The sequence below is a fragment of the Neorhizobium petrolearium genome, assembly GCF_017873175.1.
GTDB lineage: Bacteria > Pseudomonadota > Alphaproteobacteria > Rhizobiales > Rhizobiaceae > Neorhizobium > Neorhizobium petrolearium.
Genome location: NZ_JAGGJW010000022.1, coordinates 56,668 through 72,799, shown reverse-complemented (window position 1 = coordinate 72,799; position 16,132 = coordinate 56,668). Strand labels below are relative to the sequence as shown.

Sequence of the window (16,132 nt, the reverse complement as noted above, 5' to 3'; positions counted from 1 at the left end):
CTGTCAGGTCGCCGCGAGCCAAAACTGCCTCCTAAAAAGCAGTCTTGAATCACGCTTCTGCTGATTTGGGAATCCACTTTGTCAACAGGACCTAGAAGACGTTCCTAAATTTCCCAATCCATTTTGCTCCGGTGCCACGAATCCGCTCGCGAATATCGTGCGCCGGTTTTCTTCCAGCTTTATTACTCAAGGAGGACAATCGTGCCCTCACGATTCCTTTTACCTGCCCTTGCTCTCACGGTCTTCTTTGTCGGAGCAACCGAATTCATGCTGTCGACAATGCTTTCGCCTTTGGCAACCGCCTTCGATACGACACCGGCACACGCCTCCTGGCTCGTGTCCAGCTACGCCCTCTCCTATGCCGTTGCGGCGCCGATCTTCGGCTTTCTGTCTGATCGTATCGACCGCCGCCGCCTCCTGCTGGTCTCGCTTGTTCTGTTCGCGATCGATGGGCTCGCATTAACGGTAGCACCCAGTTTCGGCGCTGCTATCGCGTTGCGGATATTCGGTGGCTTGGCATCGGCGGCGCTCATCCCCACAGCCTTTGCGTTGGTGGCCGACATTATCCACGCGCATCGGCAATCCGCAGCCATGGGCACGGTCATGGTCGGGATGACGACCGGAATTGTGGCTGGCCCCGTGATTGCAGGCATCCTGACGGAAGCGTTCGATTGGCGCACACCTTTCCTTACGACAGCTGCCGGGTGCTTGACGACATTCGCCGTTGCCCGGCGTGCAATCCCGAAAAGCAAAGCCCACCATTCCGAAACAAACAGGCGGCGACTTGGCTGGATCGGAGAGGGAAGCATTACACGCCCTTTGGTCGCTAAAGGACTTTGGAACGGCACGGCCGTCGCAGGCTTCCTGCTCGCCGGCGAGGTGCTACGACAGCGTCATGGCCTCAGCGTCGGAATCGTTGGCATCTCAGTCTCCGCATTCGGCCTAGGACTTCTGCTCGGCAATCTCGGGGTCGGACGGGCTGTCCGCCTCTTTCGAGGAGACGAACGAACGCTCATGGCCGCGTTGCTATTCCTGATCATGGCGATTGGCACGTTCATGATCGCGCCATTGCCGCTGGAGGGTGGACTGGCGTGCCTTACCGTTTGGGGCTTTGCGCTCGGACTTGCCGCACCGACCAGCACTTCAATGCTCGCCACTCGAAGCGAAGACGACAAAGGTCAGGTGCTGGCGGTTTCGGAAAGCCTCAATAATCTGACTATTCTCGCGGTTCTGCCCGTCGCGGCGATGCAGCTTGAAATCGCAGGATCGGCCCGAACTATGCTGGTGTTTGGCGTCACCTTGGCTATTGCGGTGATTTTGACTATCGCAGACAGACGCATCATGGATTCTGGAGTTGCCCCTTAAAAACCGGACAGGATCAGGTTTCTGTTTGACGGTTTAAGAACTCACGAGGCGAGCGATACCCCAATGCCTTGTGCGGGTGAAGGGTATTGTAGTGTTCGAACCATGAGGGCAGTTGCGCGATGACGGTTGCGGCGTCTGGTCGAGGGTTCACTGAGACGTAGTCGCGCTTGAATGTTTTGACGAAAGCCTCTGCCATCCCATTGGATTGGGGGCTGCGAATGGGCGTGGAGCAAGGCTCCATGCCGATATCGACAAGCAGTGACCTGGTGTCCTTTGCGATGAAGCAGGAGCCGTTGTCAGTCAGCCATTCGATTGGCTTTGGAAGAGTGTTGATGAGACCGAAGCGATTCTCCACAGCCGTAATGACCAGGTCTTGGACGTCCTCACTCTTGATGCCCTCTGTTGTCGCGACATGGGCAATGGCTTCGCGATCACAGCAATCGAGCGCGAACGCAACGCGGACCTTCTCCTTGTTGTCGCAGCCGATCTCGAAGCCGTCTGAACACCAGCGCAGATTGGATTGCTCGACGGCAACACGGCCATCGTGGCGATGGGTGTCGAGAGCACCGGTGTGGCGCTGAAGAAGCATGCCGTGAACCTTCATCACCCGGTAGACGCGTTTGGCATTTGGCCACGGTCGGCTTTCGCTTCGGGCTTTACGGCAAAGGATCGCGTGCACCCGGCGATATCCGTAGGTGGGCATATCGTCGATGATGGTCTTGATCTCATCCACCAGCTCCCGATCAGCAAGCGGCGGACGCCCTCTGGCTTTGGAGGGACGTCGCTTCACAGATTCCGCGATGTTGGATCGGGCGACACCCAAGGTCTCACACACCGTCGTCATCGGGAACCGTCCTTCGGCAACGAGAGCGAGCGCAACAGGTGTTTTTTTGACCCTGATGCGATCTCAAGCGCTTCCTTGAGGATTTCGCCTTCCATCGTCTTCTTGCCGAGGAGGCGCTGCAGCTCTTTAACCTGGTTCTGAAGCGCTCTGTATTCGGATGCAGGAACGACCTCTTCCTGCGATGCCGTGGCCGTCAGCGCACCCTGCGCCGCAAGTTTGCGCCAGGCGAATAGCTGGTTCGGTTGAATGCCGTGCCGTCGCGCCACGATGCTGACCGTGACATCAGGCTCGTAGGTCTCCTGGACTATCGCCAGCTTCTCCGCTGTCGACCAGCGACGGCGACGCTCACGGCCGGACAGCACTTCAATCTTGGGGATGTGACTGGTCATAATGGGCACATTACTCCTAACACTTAGCAAGTGGGAGATCGTGTCCGGGGATTTAGGGGGCCACTACAGATTCGCAGAAGCCCTAATGCCTGTTACTGTGAAGTTTTGAGAGTTTTGTGACAACTCACAAGGCACCCCTTATGCGAGACGTTGAATATCAACGACCCGAACAACCATGCGTCCTTTCAAACCAGAAGATGCAAGCGAGGTTTTCGCCGATGCATGGCGCACTTGGCTTCCCGCGATTGAAGAGAGGTTTGAGCTACATTTTGTCGCCCGTCATCGGGACGATGGACGAGTCCTGGCATCGTCGGAGTACATGCCCTTCAGTCCAAAACGCGCCGCTCGCGCCCATATGGCCGCCGGCCGAGAGAGCTACTACAGCGAGGACGATACCCCCGAGCGCTTGCTTATCAAGGAACACCCGGACGGACGCCACGAATTGGCAGGGGTTGAGGAAGCCGATGATACCGTCACCAGTGGGCGGACTTTCCGTTCTGGAGGAAATTCCAGCGGCAGATCAAAGTTCATTTCGGTTTCGGAAAGTCCATAGCACGTCCTGTCGCTTGGATCACTCAAACCAACCATCAATGTCGCTAAGTTACGACGAGCTCGAAAGCCTCTGAACCGCCCCGGCTTCGCCGGAGGCCGTTTGGTTTGAGTCAGGCTGCGATAGCTGGCTCGTCCAGCATCGCGTCATAGCGTTCCTCGGCTTCGGCCGGTGGGATGTTGCCGATGGGCTCCAGCAGCCGGCGATGGTTGAACCAGTCGACCCAGGTCAGGGTCGCGAACTCCACGGCTTCGAAGGATCGCCATGGCCCGCGCCGATGGATCAGCTCGGCTTTGTAGAGTCCGTTGATCGTCTCGGCGAGAGCGTTGTCATAGCTGTCGCCCACACTGCCGACGGAGGGCTCGATGCCCGCTTCGGCCAGGCGCTCGGTGTAGCGGATGCTGACATACTGCGAACCGCGATCCGAATGATGCACCAGCCCACCGCGGTGCACAGGTCGGCGCTCGTGCAGGGCCTGCTCCAACGCGTCGAGCACGAAGCTCGCATGGGCCGTCCGCGACACCCTCCAACCGACGATCCGGCGAGCATAGGCATCGATCACGAAGGCGACGTAGACGAAGCCCGACCAGGTGCTGACATAGGTGAAATCCGAGACCCACAGCATGTTCGGCGCCGGCGCGTGGAACACCCGGTTGACATGGTCCAGCGGGCACGGGGCGGCCTTGTCCTGGACGGTCGTGCGGATCGGCTTGCCGCGAATGACGCCTTGCAGACCGAGATCAGCCATCAGGCGTTCGACCGTGCAGCGGGCGACGTCGAACCCCTCGCGCAACATCTGCCGCCAGACCTTGCGCGCGCCGTAGACCTCGAAGTTCTCGCCGAACACACGCTCGATCTGAGGCTTCAGCTCCAGGTCTCGCTTCGCCCGAGCCGAGAGCTTCCCCGGATCGGTCCGCTTGGCGACATGCTCATGATAGGTTGACGGGGCGATCGGCAACACCTTGCAGATCGGCTCGACCCCATACGCCCCGCGGTGGTCATCGATGAAGCCGATCATGACCGGTGTCGGCGGTCGAGCTCCGCCTGGGCAAAATACGCCGATGCCTTGCGCAGGATCTCATTGGCTTGCCGAAGCTCCCGGTTCTCGCGTTCGAGAGCCTTGAGCCTGGCCGCCATGTCCGTCGTCAGCCCGGGCTTGCGGCCGCTGTCGACCTCGGCCTTCTTCACCCACTCGTTCAGCGTCTGCGCCGTGCAGCCGATCTTGCCCGAAATCGACATGATCGCCGCCCAGCGCGACGGATGCTCGGCCTCGTGATCCAGCACCATCCGCACCGCGCGGGCACGCACCTCAGGCGAGAACTTGTTCGTCGTCTTGCTCGTCATAGCCCCATCCTCTCAGGAGTTGGGGCCTCCGACAAACCCGGCGCGGTTCACAGGTCTCTACGACAAGCCCCACCCAAATATGCCCGAGATTCCATTCACATGACTTCCGTCGAGGGATTCCACGCACTTAACCGGCGAACCATGGCAGGCGCTTTTGCTCAGATTAGTATAATAAGCACAACGTAATTTGCGGTTCTAATAAGGATCTCTCACTACAGTTGTTCCGGGTCTATGTGAGCAGTCGGGCTTGCGCCGCCCGGCTGCGGCCATTTCTTCAGCGCATCAGGATCGGTTTTGATCGTGGGAGCGATCGCATCCGTCCTTGGGTCTTATGACCAGACTGGATGCGATCGCCGTGAATTGTTTATGGTTGTTGTTTCAGGACAGCCCTTCAGTGCTCATGCACCTTTCGCGGCGGGTCGCAAATCTCCGCACGACCACGTAGAATACCGGCGTCAAGAGCAGGCCGAAGAGCGTGACGCCGAGCATGCCCGCGAACACGGCAATGCCCATGACATGCCGCATTTCGGCGCCGGCGCCGGTTGCGATGACAAGTGGAACGACACCGGCGATAAATGCGAGTGATGTCATCAGGATCGGCCGCAGGCGGAGCCGGGCCGCTTCGAGCACGGCATTCAATGGATCGACGCCTTCATCTTCCTTCGCTCGCGCGAATTCCACGATCAGGATGGCGTTCTTGGCGGCTAAGCCAACCAGCACCACAAAGCCGATCTGGGTGAAGATGTTGTTGTCGCCGCCGGTCAACCAGACGCCCGCGATGGCCGATAGCAACGCCATTGGCGCGATCAGCAGCACAGCGAACGGCAACGACCAGCTGTTATACTGCGCAGCGAGAATGAGGAACGCGAGCAGAACGGACAGCGGGAAGATGTACATTGCTGTGTTTCCAGCCTGCTTCTCCTGATAGGCAAGCTCGGTCCACTCGAAGGCCATGCCGGGCGGCAAAGTCTCCGTGATGATCCGTTCTATCGCAGCAGTTGCCTGTCCGAACGAGTAGCCGGGTGCAGGCCCACCGCTGATATCGGCCGACGGGAAGCTGTTGTAATGCATCACCCGGTCTGGCCCCGAACTGTGCTCGATCGTTAGCAGAGCCGACAGCGGAATCATTTCGCCCGTTGCGTTTCGCACCTTCAGGCGGCCGATGTCCTCCGGCTGCATGCGGAAGGGGGCGTCCGCCTGGACGACGACACGATAGGTCCGGCCAAAGCGATTGAAGTCATTCGCGTAAAGCGAGCCAAGGTTGACTTGCAACGTTTCGAATATGGTGTTGAGCGGCACACCCTGCGACTTGGCCTTCACCCGGTCGATGTCCACTTGCACCTGTGGCGCATTTACCTGGAAGCTCGCAAGCATACCGGCCAGCTCCGGTGCTTGCATCGCCTTTGCCATGATTGCACCCTGCGCCTTAGCAAGCTCTTCAAAACCAAGTCCCGCCCGATCCTCGATCTGGAGCTTGAAGCCGCCGGTCGAGCCGAGGCCTGGAACGGGTGGCGGCGGGAAGATACCGGCGAAGCCATCGGGTATCTGGCTGAACCTGCCCATCAGGCGGCCTGCGATGGCGAAAGCAGACATCGAGGGGTCCTTGCGTTCGTCAAAAGGCTTGAGCATCGTGAACATAACGGCGGCATTGGGAATATTGACCATGCCATTGACGGACAGACCCGGAAATGCCACGACACTCTCCACGCCCGGTTCGGCGAGAGCGATCTCCGACATTTCCTTGACGACTGCCTCGGTCCGGTCGAGCGAGGCTCCGGTCGGCAGTTGGGCGATGCCGACGAGGTAGTATTTATCCTGAGCCGGGACAAATCCGCTGGGTACAGACTGGAAACCCATCCATGTCAAACCCAACAGGCCGACATAGACGATCAGAACGAGCGAGCTTACCCTCAGGGCACGGCGCACGGACCAGACATAAGCATTCGAGGCCGTGTCGAAGAAGCGGTTGAACAGCCTGAAAAACCAGCCGAACAGACCATCAATCACCCGGGTCAGGAGATCACGTTTCACCTCGCCGTGGTGCGGCTTCAGGAGCACGCCTGCAAGCGCCGGAGAGAGAGTGAGAGAGTTGACCGCCGACAGGATGGTCGAGATTGCGATCGTGAGCGCGAACTGGCGATAGAATTCGCCTTGCAGGCCGGACAGGAATGCTGATGGGATGAACACGGCCGACAGCACGGACGTAATGGCAACGATCGGCCCGGTCACTTCGTCCATGGCCTTGCGCGCCGCTTCCTTCGGCGTTTCGCCAAGCGCGATGTGCCGCTCGACATTTTCGACGACCACGATGGCGTCGTCGACCACGATTCCGATGGAAAGTACGAGACCGAACAGCGACAGTGTGTTCAGCGAGAAGCCGAACATATACATTAGCGCGAATGTGCCGACCAGCGATATCGGGACCGCAACGAGCGGAATGATCGAAGCCCGCCATGTCTGAAGGAAAAGCACGACGACGATCACGACCAGGACGATGGCTTCGAGCAGTGTCATCACCACGGCCTCCAGAGACGCCTTGACGAAGACGGTGGGGTCGTAGGCAATGCGGTATTCTATTCCCTCGGGAAAGCCTTTCTGCAGTTCTTCCATGGTGCTGCGAACAGCGCTCGCCACGTCGAGTGCGTTGGCGCCCGGGCTCTGGACGATCTGCATTGCCAGCGCCGGCTTGCCGTCGAGAAGACTGCGCAGCGCGTAAGCGTCTGCGCCGAGCTCGATACGGGCAATATCGCGTAAACGGGTAATCTGGCCATCGCTGCCCGTCTTGACAACGATGTCGCCGAACTGCTCCTCGCTTGAAAGCCTGCCGAGCGTGTTGACCGTGACCTGGAACGCAGCCGAGGCATCTGGCTGCTGGCCTACCGATCCTGCGGCCACCTGAGCGTTCTGCTCGCGAATTGCCGCCACCACGTCCGAGGCGGTCAGACCACGCGCTGCCACCTTGGCCGGATCGAGCCACACCCGCATGGAATACTCGCCAGCACCCCAGACGAGTACATCACCCACACCTGACAGCCGCGCAAGCTGGTCGCGTACCTGCAAGGTGGCGAAGTTCGACAGGTAAAGAGGATCGTAGCGATCATCGGGTGACACGAGATGAACGACCATCAGGATGTCGGGCGAAGTCTTCTGCGTCACGACGCCAATACGCTGAACCTCCTGTGGCAGACGCGGAAGCGCGCGCGAGACGCGATTCTGCACCTGGATCTGCGCCATGTCGGGGTCGGTGCCCTGTTGGAAGGTCACAGTAAGCGTCATGCGCCCGTCGGTCGCCGCCTGCGAGCTCATATAGAGCATGTTCTCAACGCCATTGATCACCTGCTCCAGCGGCGCGGCAACCGTTTCTGCAATCACTTCGGGACTGGCGCCTGGATAGCTTGCGGTGACTTGTACCGTCGGCGGGGTCACCTGCGGATATTCGCTCAATGGCAGTTTCAGGAGCGTAAGGCCACCGCCGATCAGCATCAACACGGACAGGACGACCGCGAAGATGGGACGGTCGACGAAAAAGCGTGGAATGTTCATCGACGCGCCTCCTGCGATGCAGCCGCCGCCCGGTCGCCATCGACGGATTGGCCCGGCGACATCGAAACCGTCTGCGGGTCAACTTGCATTCCGGGGCGGACCAGCCCCTTGATGATGATTTTCTCGCCTGGCTTTAGGCCGCTGGAGACAACGCGCAAACCATCGATCATTGGCCCCAATTCAACCGGTCGGTACTCAGCCTTGTTCTCGGCTCCGAGAGCTAGAACGTAGCGGCGTCCCTGGTCGGTACCGATTGCCTGTTCGTCGATGAGCACGGTCTGAGCCGGTTCGGCGGTAACGAGCTTCACTCGTGCGAAGAGGCCAGGCGTCAGCCGGCCATCCGGGTTCTTGACAACCGCCCTGGCGCGGATCGTTCCCGTACTCCGGTCGACACGATTGCCGAGAAAGTCGAGTTCGCCGGCATGTGGGAAGCCCGTATCGGTCATCAAACCGACCTGCACCGGAAGCTTGCCGCCAACCCTCTCCGAGTCTGATGCGCGTGCACGAGCGACGAATCCGAGATAGGTGGCTTCGTCGATATCGAAATAGACATAGAGCGGATCGGTCGAGACGATCGTGGTGAGCAGGGTCGCAGCCCCTGCATTGCCACCGGTGACGAGATTGCCTTCTGTCACGAGAACACGGTCGACCCGCCCAGCGATCGGTGCCGTGACGCGCGTGAACGACAGATCAAGTTCCGCGGCCGCAACGGCAGCCTTGGCGATTTCTACTTGGGCTTGGCGCTGACGGCGTGCTGCCTGCGCGTCATCGAAGGTCTTGCGCGACACGGTCCCATTCGGAGCCAGTGTTTCGGCCCGCCGGAAATCGATTTCGGCCTGATCGAGCAGAACCTTTGCCTGCTGCAACTGGGCTTTGGCTCCGTCCAGCGCAACCTGGAATGGTCTCGGATCGATCTGGAAGAGAAGCTCAGCCGGTCGCACGAGGCCGCCTTCGGGAACGCTGACGGCGTCGATTGCGCCGCCGACGCGCGGACGCAGTTCGACGGCCCTGGTCGCTTCGAGATGGCCGGTGAACTCCGCGGACGGCGCGACCTTGCGCGTGATGACTTCGGCGACGGGGACCTGTGGGGCAGGCATTTGAGCCGGCTGTGCAGCGGCTTGTGGCACGGTAGCCGACGAAACGCGTACCAGTAGATTTTCGGCGTATTGTTCTAATTCTTCGCGATAGACAGTGCCAAGAGTACCACCCGCGACGACCGCCCCAACAAGCATCAGAGTGGTGGCTTTATGACTCATTATCGTTCTCCTTCATAAGGGCACACCACCTCACAGCGTGAGACGGCGGTGACTTTTTACGAAGGTGCGGTTTCCAACCATCGGAAGGTCAAGAGCCGAGAAACAATTTTTTAGAAGAAGCTCTTGACGTGAGTTATCAAGTGTTTGATCAGGTCGTCAGCAAAGCTGATTTCTCCGATGCGCTCGGTCGGGAGGAGTTCGTCTTAGCTTCTTAGGAACGGCCGTGCGGAACGCCTCAGCGGCCGGAAATTCGCTAACGAAGCGTGACCGGCGGCTTTCCCAAATCAAATAATCAGTGGCTTTCGGCGGGCGCTAGGGCGCGAGAAGGGAAGCCTTTGTCCCAGCGCCCCGCGGCGGAATATGTGCCCCTGAAAAGCAGGAGCCGGCGGTGCAACGCCACAACAGAGCCATGTATCCTAATTAGCACGCCGCGATTATTTTCGCGGCGGGCCTTTGTTTCATGTGCCGATCCAAAACTTAGGCTCGAACGTCAATCGTACCCATCATTCCGAGCTGTTCGTGCTCGAGGATATGGCAGTGATACATGCGTGGTCCCGGCAGATCTTGGCGCAGCAGAATCCGAACCGTCTCTCCGGCCACGATGTTCACGGTATCCTTCCATGCGCGATAGGCTGGCCTGGTGACCTTTCCGTCCTTCTCGTGCTCGATTATCTGGAACTGCGTCCCATGCACATGGAACGGATGGTCCATATCCGCTTCGTTGACGACTTCCCAAAGTTCGACTTGTCCGACTTTCGAAACTACGTCTATGCGGTGCATGTCGAAGCTGGCACCGTTGATCAGGAACTTCATCTCCATGCTGTCGGAAGACATCGACATGTTGGAGTGATCCATGCCCTGCATCGACATGTTACTATGGTCCATACCGCCCATGGATTCCGTCAGCACAAAACGACGCGTGACAACCGGATTCTCAAGAGCTTCGATGGTGCGTAGCTTTGCCGGCAACGGAGGTATTGCGCTTGCCGGCGCATCTGATACGTGTGCCGTCAATAGGGTCATGTCGGCCTCGTTCGGCTTACCCGGCCCCATCCAGCCGCGCTCATATTCGAGCGTCGTGAGCATGGCCGTTCCCGGTTTGTCGAAAGAAACAATCAACTCAACGCGTTCGGCCGGCGTGAGCAGCAGCTCATCGACGGCGACAGGGGCTTCGATTAGGCCACCATCCGTTCCTATGACGGTCATGCTCGCATTCTCGAACTTGAGCCGTAGGAATCGCGCGTTTGTCGCGTTAAAAAGGCGCAAGCGACGCTTCTCTCCAACTGCAACAGCCATCGTCGGGTTCTTCTGCCCATTAACGAGCACATGATCGCCAACGCGGCCGTTCATCAGATCAGCCATCGTGCTTTCCGGCATTGTCCCGTCGGCGGCGATCCTGAGATCCGTGAGCATGAGGATCGTGTCGCCATACTCCGACGGGATGGGATCGTCCTTTGGCTTGACCAGAAAGACACCAGCGAGTCCGCGGTAAACCTGCTCGGCGGTCAAACCATGAGGATGGGGATGGAACCAGTAAGGTGCCGCACTGCCTTCCGGCAGATCAAACGCATAAATGCGGTCACCACCCGATACCACCGGGTCCATCGGATTGCCATCCTGGTCGGCCGGCACCGGCATGCCATGCCAGTGAATCGTCGTGGGTTCGCCCGGAATTCCGTTCTTGAAGCTGATCTCGACTTTGTCACCCTCACGTGCTTCGATTACGGGATTGGTGCCATTGTAGAGAAGCACAGGCGTATCGAGCCCTTCGGCGAACCGCATGGTGCCCGGTTCTGCTGCGAGCTTTACCTTGAATACGCCCGGTGCGGCCGACTGATTGGACAGGCGTGGCAGCTCCTTGAGCGGATGTCCCTCCGGCAAAACCGGGTTGGCGTTTGTGGGAGGCACGGCGTGATTACCGTGGCCATCCATGCCGCCCATATCGTGCTTTTGAGCTATTGCAGGCCCGGCCACGACGAGGCCCCCAAGGCTTGCCAGAAAAGTACGCCTTTGCATCGATCGTCTTCCTTTCGGTTGTTTGACAGTCAACGGCGACGCCGTCCAACCATGTCTTATGCATTTTTCATGGGGGAAGGCCGCTCCTGAGAGCCGCTCCGTTGTCACTGACCGCGTTTTGCCAGCCATTCGCGCATCATGGCGATTTCGCCTTCCTGGGCGGTAATCACGCCCTCGGCGAGCTTACGGACTTCCGGATCCGTTCCGTGTTCGAGCACGCCGCGCGCCATATCAATCGCACCCTGGTGGTGCGGGATCATGCCGCGCATGAAATTCTCGTCCGCATCACCCGTGAACTCTATGGCCATATCGGCGTGCATCTTGTCGTTGACATCTTGATAGGCGCGAATGACAGGATTGTCGGAAGGCGTGCTTGCGCCGTGACCGGCATGTTCACCGCGGTTCATGGTTGCTCCTTGTTCTTGTTCGCCAATCTGCGATTGCGCGTAGGCGAGACCGCCGGCAACAGCTAGCGCGCCGGCGATAAAAATCGGGGTGAGTTTGTTCATGGCTCTGCTCTGATCATAAGGTTCTCAAGGCCGTGCCCGGCGTTTTTGCGGTCGCGGGATAACCGGCTTCATCAAGGACCTGCTGAAGTGCCGCCAGGGTAGCAGTCGTCTCGACCACGACCGTGCGCGCCTCGGGATTGGTCGTGACCCTGGCATTCGGATCAATCGACAGGATCGCCTGTCTAACGGATTTTGCGCAGCCGCCGCAGGTCATGTCTTCGATTCTGAGTTCCATGAGAAATCTCCTTGTCTTGCTTTAACGTTGCCGAATGTGCGGCTTCCAACCATGGGAAGGTCAATAGCGATTTTTCTCCTTCTCATCTCTTGACCTTCCCATGGTTGGAAGCCGCACCTTCTGTCCGAACTGGAATTCGGGACAAGAAAAGGAGGCGGCTATGAATGCCCCCGTTCAAGCAACAGACCTGTCTGAAACGATATCACTCCCCATCGAAGGGATGACCTGCGCTTCCTGCGTGGGTCGTGTCGAAAGAGCCCTCAAGACCGTGCCAGGCGTCGCCGATGCGATCGTGAATCTGGCAACGGAAAAAGCGAGCATCACTACGAACAAGCCGGTTGATCCAGCCACGCTCGTCAAGGCCGTGAAGGATGTAGGCTATGAGGTTCCGGAAAGTTTCTCCGCGCCGGCGGCGGCCTCGCTTGAGGTGGCGATCGAGGGTATGACCTGCGCCTCCTGCGTGGGTCGTGTCGAAAAGGCTCTCCGGGCCGTGCCCGGCGTCACCAACGCCGTCGTCAATCTCGCAACGGAGAAGGCCACGGTCCAGGGAACTGCCGACGCCGCTGTGGTGGTGGCAGCAATCGAAAACGCGGGTTATGACGCCAAGGTGATCGCGGCGGGATCCGGGGCCGCCCAAGTAGAGACCGATGATCGCGCCGCGAAGAAGGAAGCAGAACGCCGCGAACTGACCCGAGATTTCACCCTCGCAGCGGTGCTGACGGTGCCGGTCTTCATCCTGGAGATGGGCTCACACGTCATCCCGGGCATGCATGACCTGATCGCCTCGACCATCGGCATGCAGTCGAATTGGTACATCCAATTCGTGTTGACAACCATCGTCCTGTTCGTTCCGGGCATTCGCTTTTACGACAAGGGACTTCCGGCACTTGGGCGGCTCGCCCCTGACATGAACTCGCTGGTCGCAGTCGGTACGCTGGCCGCCTATGGCTATTCGCTGGTGGCGACCTTCGCGCCCGGCTTCCTCCCCGCCGGAACGGTAAACGTCTATTTCGAGGCCGCCGCGGTGATCGTGACGCTTATCCTGCTCGGGCGGCTGCTCGAAGCGCGCGCCAAAGGCCGGACATCCGAGGCGATCAAGCGTCTCGTCGGCCTTCAGGCAAAAACGGCACGTGTGCGCAGGGACGGCAAGACGGTCGACCTGCCGATCGGTTCGGTCGTTTCCGGCGATATTGTCGAGGTTCGGCCCGGCGATCGCGTCCCGGTGGACGGCGAGGTCATCGAAGGCGAGAGTTATGTCGACGAATCGATGATCACCGGCGAGCCGATCCCGGTCTCCAAGAAGCACGGCAGCGAGGTGGTTGGCGGCACGGTCAACCAGAAGGGTGCCTTCGCCATCCGTGCGACTGCGGTCGGCGGCAACACCGTGCTGTCGCAGATCATCCGCATGGTCGAGGAAGCGCAAGGATCGAAGCTGCCGATCCAGGCGCTGGTCGACAAGGTGACCATGTGGTTCGTGCCGGCGGTCTTCGCCGTAGCGGCCCTGACCTTCGCTTCCTGGCTCTATTTCGGGCCGTCGCCCGCGCTCACTTTCGCGCTGGTCAATGCCGTCGCCGTGCTGATCATCGCCTGCCCCTGCGCCATGGGTCTGGCGACGCCGACCTCGATCATGGTGGGCACTGGCCGGGGGGCGGAGTTGGGCGTGCTCTTCCGCAAGGGTGAAGCGCTACAACTGCTCAAGGACGCAAGGGTCGTCGCGGTCGACAAGACGGGCACTTTGACCGAAGGCAAGCCGGCGCTCACCGATCTGGAACTGGCCATCGGTTTCGACCGGGCGGATGTCCTCGGTCTGGTGGCGTCCGTCGAGGCGAAGTCGGAGCATCCGATTGCCCGTGCGATCGTGGATGCAGCCGCAGGGGAGGACATTCCGCTGCCGGCCGTATCGAACTTCGAATCGGTGACGGGTTTCGGCGTCAAGGCCCTGGCCGGTGGCAAGCGCGTCGAGATCGGCGCAGACCGCTACATGACCGAACTCGGCCATGACGTGGCAGGCTTCGCCAAGGTTGCCGAACGTCTCGGCAATGAGGGCAAGTCGCCGCTCTATGCGGCGATCGAGGGCAAACTCGCGGCGATCATCGCCGTGGCCGATCCGATCAAGGAGACGACGCCTGCGGCGATTAAGGCGCTGCACGATCTCGGCCTCAAGGTTGCGATGATCACCGGCGACAACAAGCGTACGGCCGAGGCTATCGCCAAGCGCCTTGGGATCGACGAGGTGGTGGCGGAAGTCCTGCCGGACGGCAAGGTCGACGCGGTGCGTCGCCTCAAGGCTGAGCATGGCAAGGTTGCCTTCGTCGGCGACGGCATCAATGACGCTCCGGCGCTGGCCGAAGCGGATGTCGGTCTTGCCATCGGCACCGGAACGGACATTGCCATCGAGGCCGCCGACGTGGTGCTTATGTCGGGGAGCCTGCAAGGCGTACCGAACGCAATCGCACTGTCCAAGGCGACGATTGGGAACATTCGGCAGAACCTGTTCTGGGCCTTCGCTTACAACACGGCTCTGGTCCCCGTTGCCGCCGGGCTGCTCTATCCGGCCTACGGCATCCTGCTGTCACCGGTCTTCGCCGCCGGCGCCATGGCCCTGTCGAGCGTCTTCGTGCTCGGCAATGCGCTCCGGCTCAAGACCTTCCGCGCCCCCGCGCAGGTGGAGAGCGGTGCTGCCCCGCACCATCGGCCGGAACTCGCACCCGCGAAATGAGACATGCGGGTCTGCTCCGGCAGGCTCGCCAGATATGAAGAAAGGAATGGACGATGACCAATACGAAGAGCCCATCGGTGGTGCTTTACACAACGCCAACCTGCCCCGACTGCCATGCTGTCAAGCGGTGGCTTGCAGACCAGCGAGTTCCATATGAAGAGCGGGATCTGTCAGATCCCCAGATAGCCGAAGAGGCGAAGGCGCGCACCGGTGTGCGTGTCGCCCCGATCACGATCGTCAACGAACAGGTCTTCTACGGAACCTTTGCCGACCAGAAGCCTCGCCTGGCAGAAGCCCTGTCATTGGGCACTGCCTGAGGGAGATTGCCATGGCAAGACAGATCGAGATTCGGCAGGCAGCGCGCACCATCACCGTACCGGCTGGCCGCACCATTCTCGAGACGGCGCTGGAGGAAGGGATCGCATATCCTCATGGATGCCGCTCGGGCCGCTGCGGCTCATGTAAGTCCCGACTGCTCAGTGGCGAGGTCGACCTCCTGCCGCACACGCGGTTTTCCCTGACGGATGAAGAGCGAAACCAGCGCTTGATCCTGGCGTGCCGGGCGCGACCGCTCACGGACTGTACGGTGGCGTGGCTCGATGAGGATGAGGAGGAGCTTGATCTTCCCGTTCGCACCTATCGGACCCGCGTTGTCGCCATCGATGACGCAACCCACGACATCCGCCAGATCAGGCTGGAGATTGAAGCGGGGGAGACCGTCGCCTTCAGGGCAGGTCAGTATGCGCAGGTAACGTTTGCCGGTGCGCCGGCGCGCGACTATTCAATGGCGAACCAGCCAGGCCGGCCCCATCTCGAATTCCATATAAGGCATGTGCCCGGTGGAGCCACGAGCGAACACGTCGCCAGGTCACTCAAAGTTGGTGACGAGGTGTCGGTTCGCGGGCCGCTCGGCAGTTCATTTCTGCGCGAACAGCATACCGGTCCAATTCTCGCAGTCGCCGGCGGGTCGGGTCTCGCTCCGATCAAGTCGATTGTCGAAATGGCGCTGGCAAGCGGCCTGCGTCAGCCGATCCATCTCTATTTTGGGGCGCGGACGGAACGCGATCTCTATTTGGTCGAACATTTCAGTCTTCTGGCGAGCACCTACGACAATCTCCAGTTCATTCCCGTGCTCTCGGAGGTGAGCCGATCCGATCACTTCCGAACCGGCCTGGTAACGGATGCGATCGTAAGTGACATTCAGGATCTCGATGGCTGGAAGGCATATATGGCGGGACCGCCCGCCATGATTGACGCTGCCGGCGTCATGTTTCGCGAACTGGGCCTGCGGAGCGAGGACATGCATGCGGACGTGTTTTTTACGCCCGAAGAAACGACCACATAAAACCTACCGAAAGGACA

Annotated in this window: 12 protein-coding genes and 1 other annotated feature; of the genes, 5 read left to right on the top strand and 7 right to left on the bottom strand. The window is 60.0% G+C overall.

Annotated features, from left to right (window positions below; all coding sequences use genetic code 11):
- Window positions 1–201 precede the first annotated feature (201 nt).
- On the top strand, window positions 202–1,365 hold the full coding sequence (locus J2046_RS30445) for an MFS transporter (protein ID WP_325169808.1): 1,164 nt from the start codon (window positions 202–204) through the stop codon (window positions 1,363–1,365).
- A 13-nt stretch (window positions 1,366–1,378) separates the two neighbouring features.
- Here the strand turns inward: J2046_RS30445 and J2046_RS30440 are convergent.
- Window positions 1,379–2,598 (bottom strand): IS3 family transposase gene (locus J2046_RS30440; protein WP_210058223.1). Its coding sequence is split into 2 segments (ribosomal slippage): window positions 1,379–2,259 and window positions 2,259–2,598, totalling 1,221 coding nucleotides; the frame shifts between segments, so codons are not numbered across the junction.
- 175 nt (window positions 2,599–2,773) lie between these two features.
- On the opposite strand from J2046_RS30440, the gene J2046_RS30435 reads away from it, so the two are divergent.
- Complete coding sequence (locus J2046_RS30435; RefSeq protein ID WP_210058221.1) at window positions 2,774–3,151, top strand: hypothetical protein; 378 nt, start codon at window positions 2,774–2,776, stop codon at window positions 3,149–3,151.
- Between the two features lie 109 nt (window positions 3,152–3,260).
- On the opposite strand, the gene J2046_RS30430 is transcribed toward J2046_RS30435, so the two are convergent.
- The 6 genes from J2046_RS30430 to J2046_RS30405 form a co-directional block, all read right to left on the bottom strand.
- Window positions 3,261–4,492 (bottom strand): IS3 family transposase gene (locus tag J2046_RS30430; RefSeq protein ID WP_233470393.1). Its coding sequence is split into 2 segments (ribosomal slippage): window positions 3,261–4,201 and window positions 4,201–4,492, totalling 1,233 coding nucleotides; the frame shifts between segments, so codons are not numbered across the junction.
- Window positions 4,092–4,208: a sequence feature (AL1L pseudoknot), on the bottom strand. (Overlaps the previous gene by 117 nt.)
- Window positions 4,493–4,870: 378 nt before the next feature.
- A complete protein-coding gene (locus J2046_RS30425; protein WP_210058219.1) occupies window positions 4,871–8,035 on the bottom strand; it encodes an efflux RND transporter permease subunit in 3,165 nt (1,054 codons plus the stop codon).
- Window positions 8,032–9,291, bottom strand: a complete 1,260-nt coding sequence (locus J2046_RS30420) for an efflux RND transporter periplasmic adaptor subunit (RefSeq protein ID WP_100653174.1) — start codon at window positions 9,289–9,291, stop codon at window positions 8,032–8,034. The genes J2046_RS30425 and J2046_RS30420 overlap by 4 nt, the downstream gene beginning before the upstream one ends.
- A gap of 477 nt (window positions 9,292–9,768) precedes the next feature.
- Window positions 9,769–11,265 carry a multicopper oxidase family protein gene (locus J2046_RS30415; protein ID WP_325169807.1) on the bottom strand — a complete coding sequence of 499 codons (1,497 nt, stop codon included), beginning with the start codon at window positions 11,263–11,265 and terminating at the stop codon, window positions 9,769–9,771.
- Between the two features lie 146 nt (window positions 11,266–11,411).
- A complete protein-coding gene (gene copM / locus J2046_RS30410) occupies window positions 11,412–11,816 on the bottom strand; it encodes a CopM family metallochaperone (protein ID WP_100653171.1) in 405 nt (134 codons plus the stop codon).
- Window positions 11,817–11,829: 13 nt separating this feature from the next.
- Window positions 11,830–12,051, bottom strand: a complete 222-nt coding sequence (locus tag J2046_RS30405) for a heavy-metal-associated domain-containing protein (RefSeq protein WP_100653169.1) — start codon at window positions 12,049–12,051, stop codon at window positions 11,830–11,832.
- Window positions 12,052–12,211: 160 nt separating this feature from the next.
- On the opposite strand from J2046_RS30405, the gene J2046_RS30400 reads away from it, so the two are divergent.
- Genes J2046_RS30400 through J2046_RS30390 form a run of 3 tightly spaced genes read left to right on the top strand, consistent with a single transcriptional unit; the run spans window position 12,212 to window position 16,115 of the window.
- The gene (locus J2046_RS30400) at window positions 12,212–14,770 is read left to right on the top strand and encodes a heavy metal translocating P-type ATPase (RefSeq protein WP_122002201.1); all 2,559 of its coding nucleotides are present in this window, start codon (window positions 12,212–12,214) and stop codon (window positions 14,768–14,770) included.
- 53 nt (window positions 14,771–14,823) lie between these two features.
- Window positions 14,824–15,087: a glutaredoxin family protein gene (locus J2046_RS30395; RefSeq protein WP_210058217.1), complete on the top strand. Its 264-nt coding sequence runs from the start codon at window positions 14,824–14,826 to the stop codon at window positions 15,085–15,087.
- Between the two features lie 11 nt (window positions 15,088–15,098).
- On the top strand, window positions 15,099–16,115 hold the full coding sequence (locus J2046_RS30390) for a 2Fe-2S iron-sulfur cluster-binding protein (protein ID WP_210058215.1): 1,017 nt from the start codon (window positions 15,099–15,101) through the stop codon (window positions 16,113–16,115).
- The last annotated feature ends 17 nt before the right edge of the window (window positions 16,116–16,132 follow it).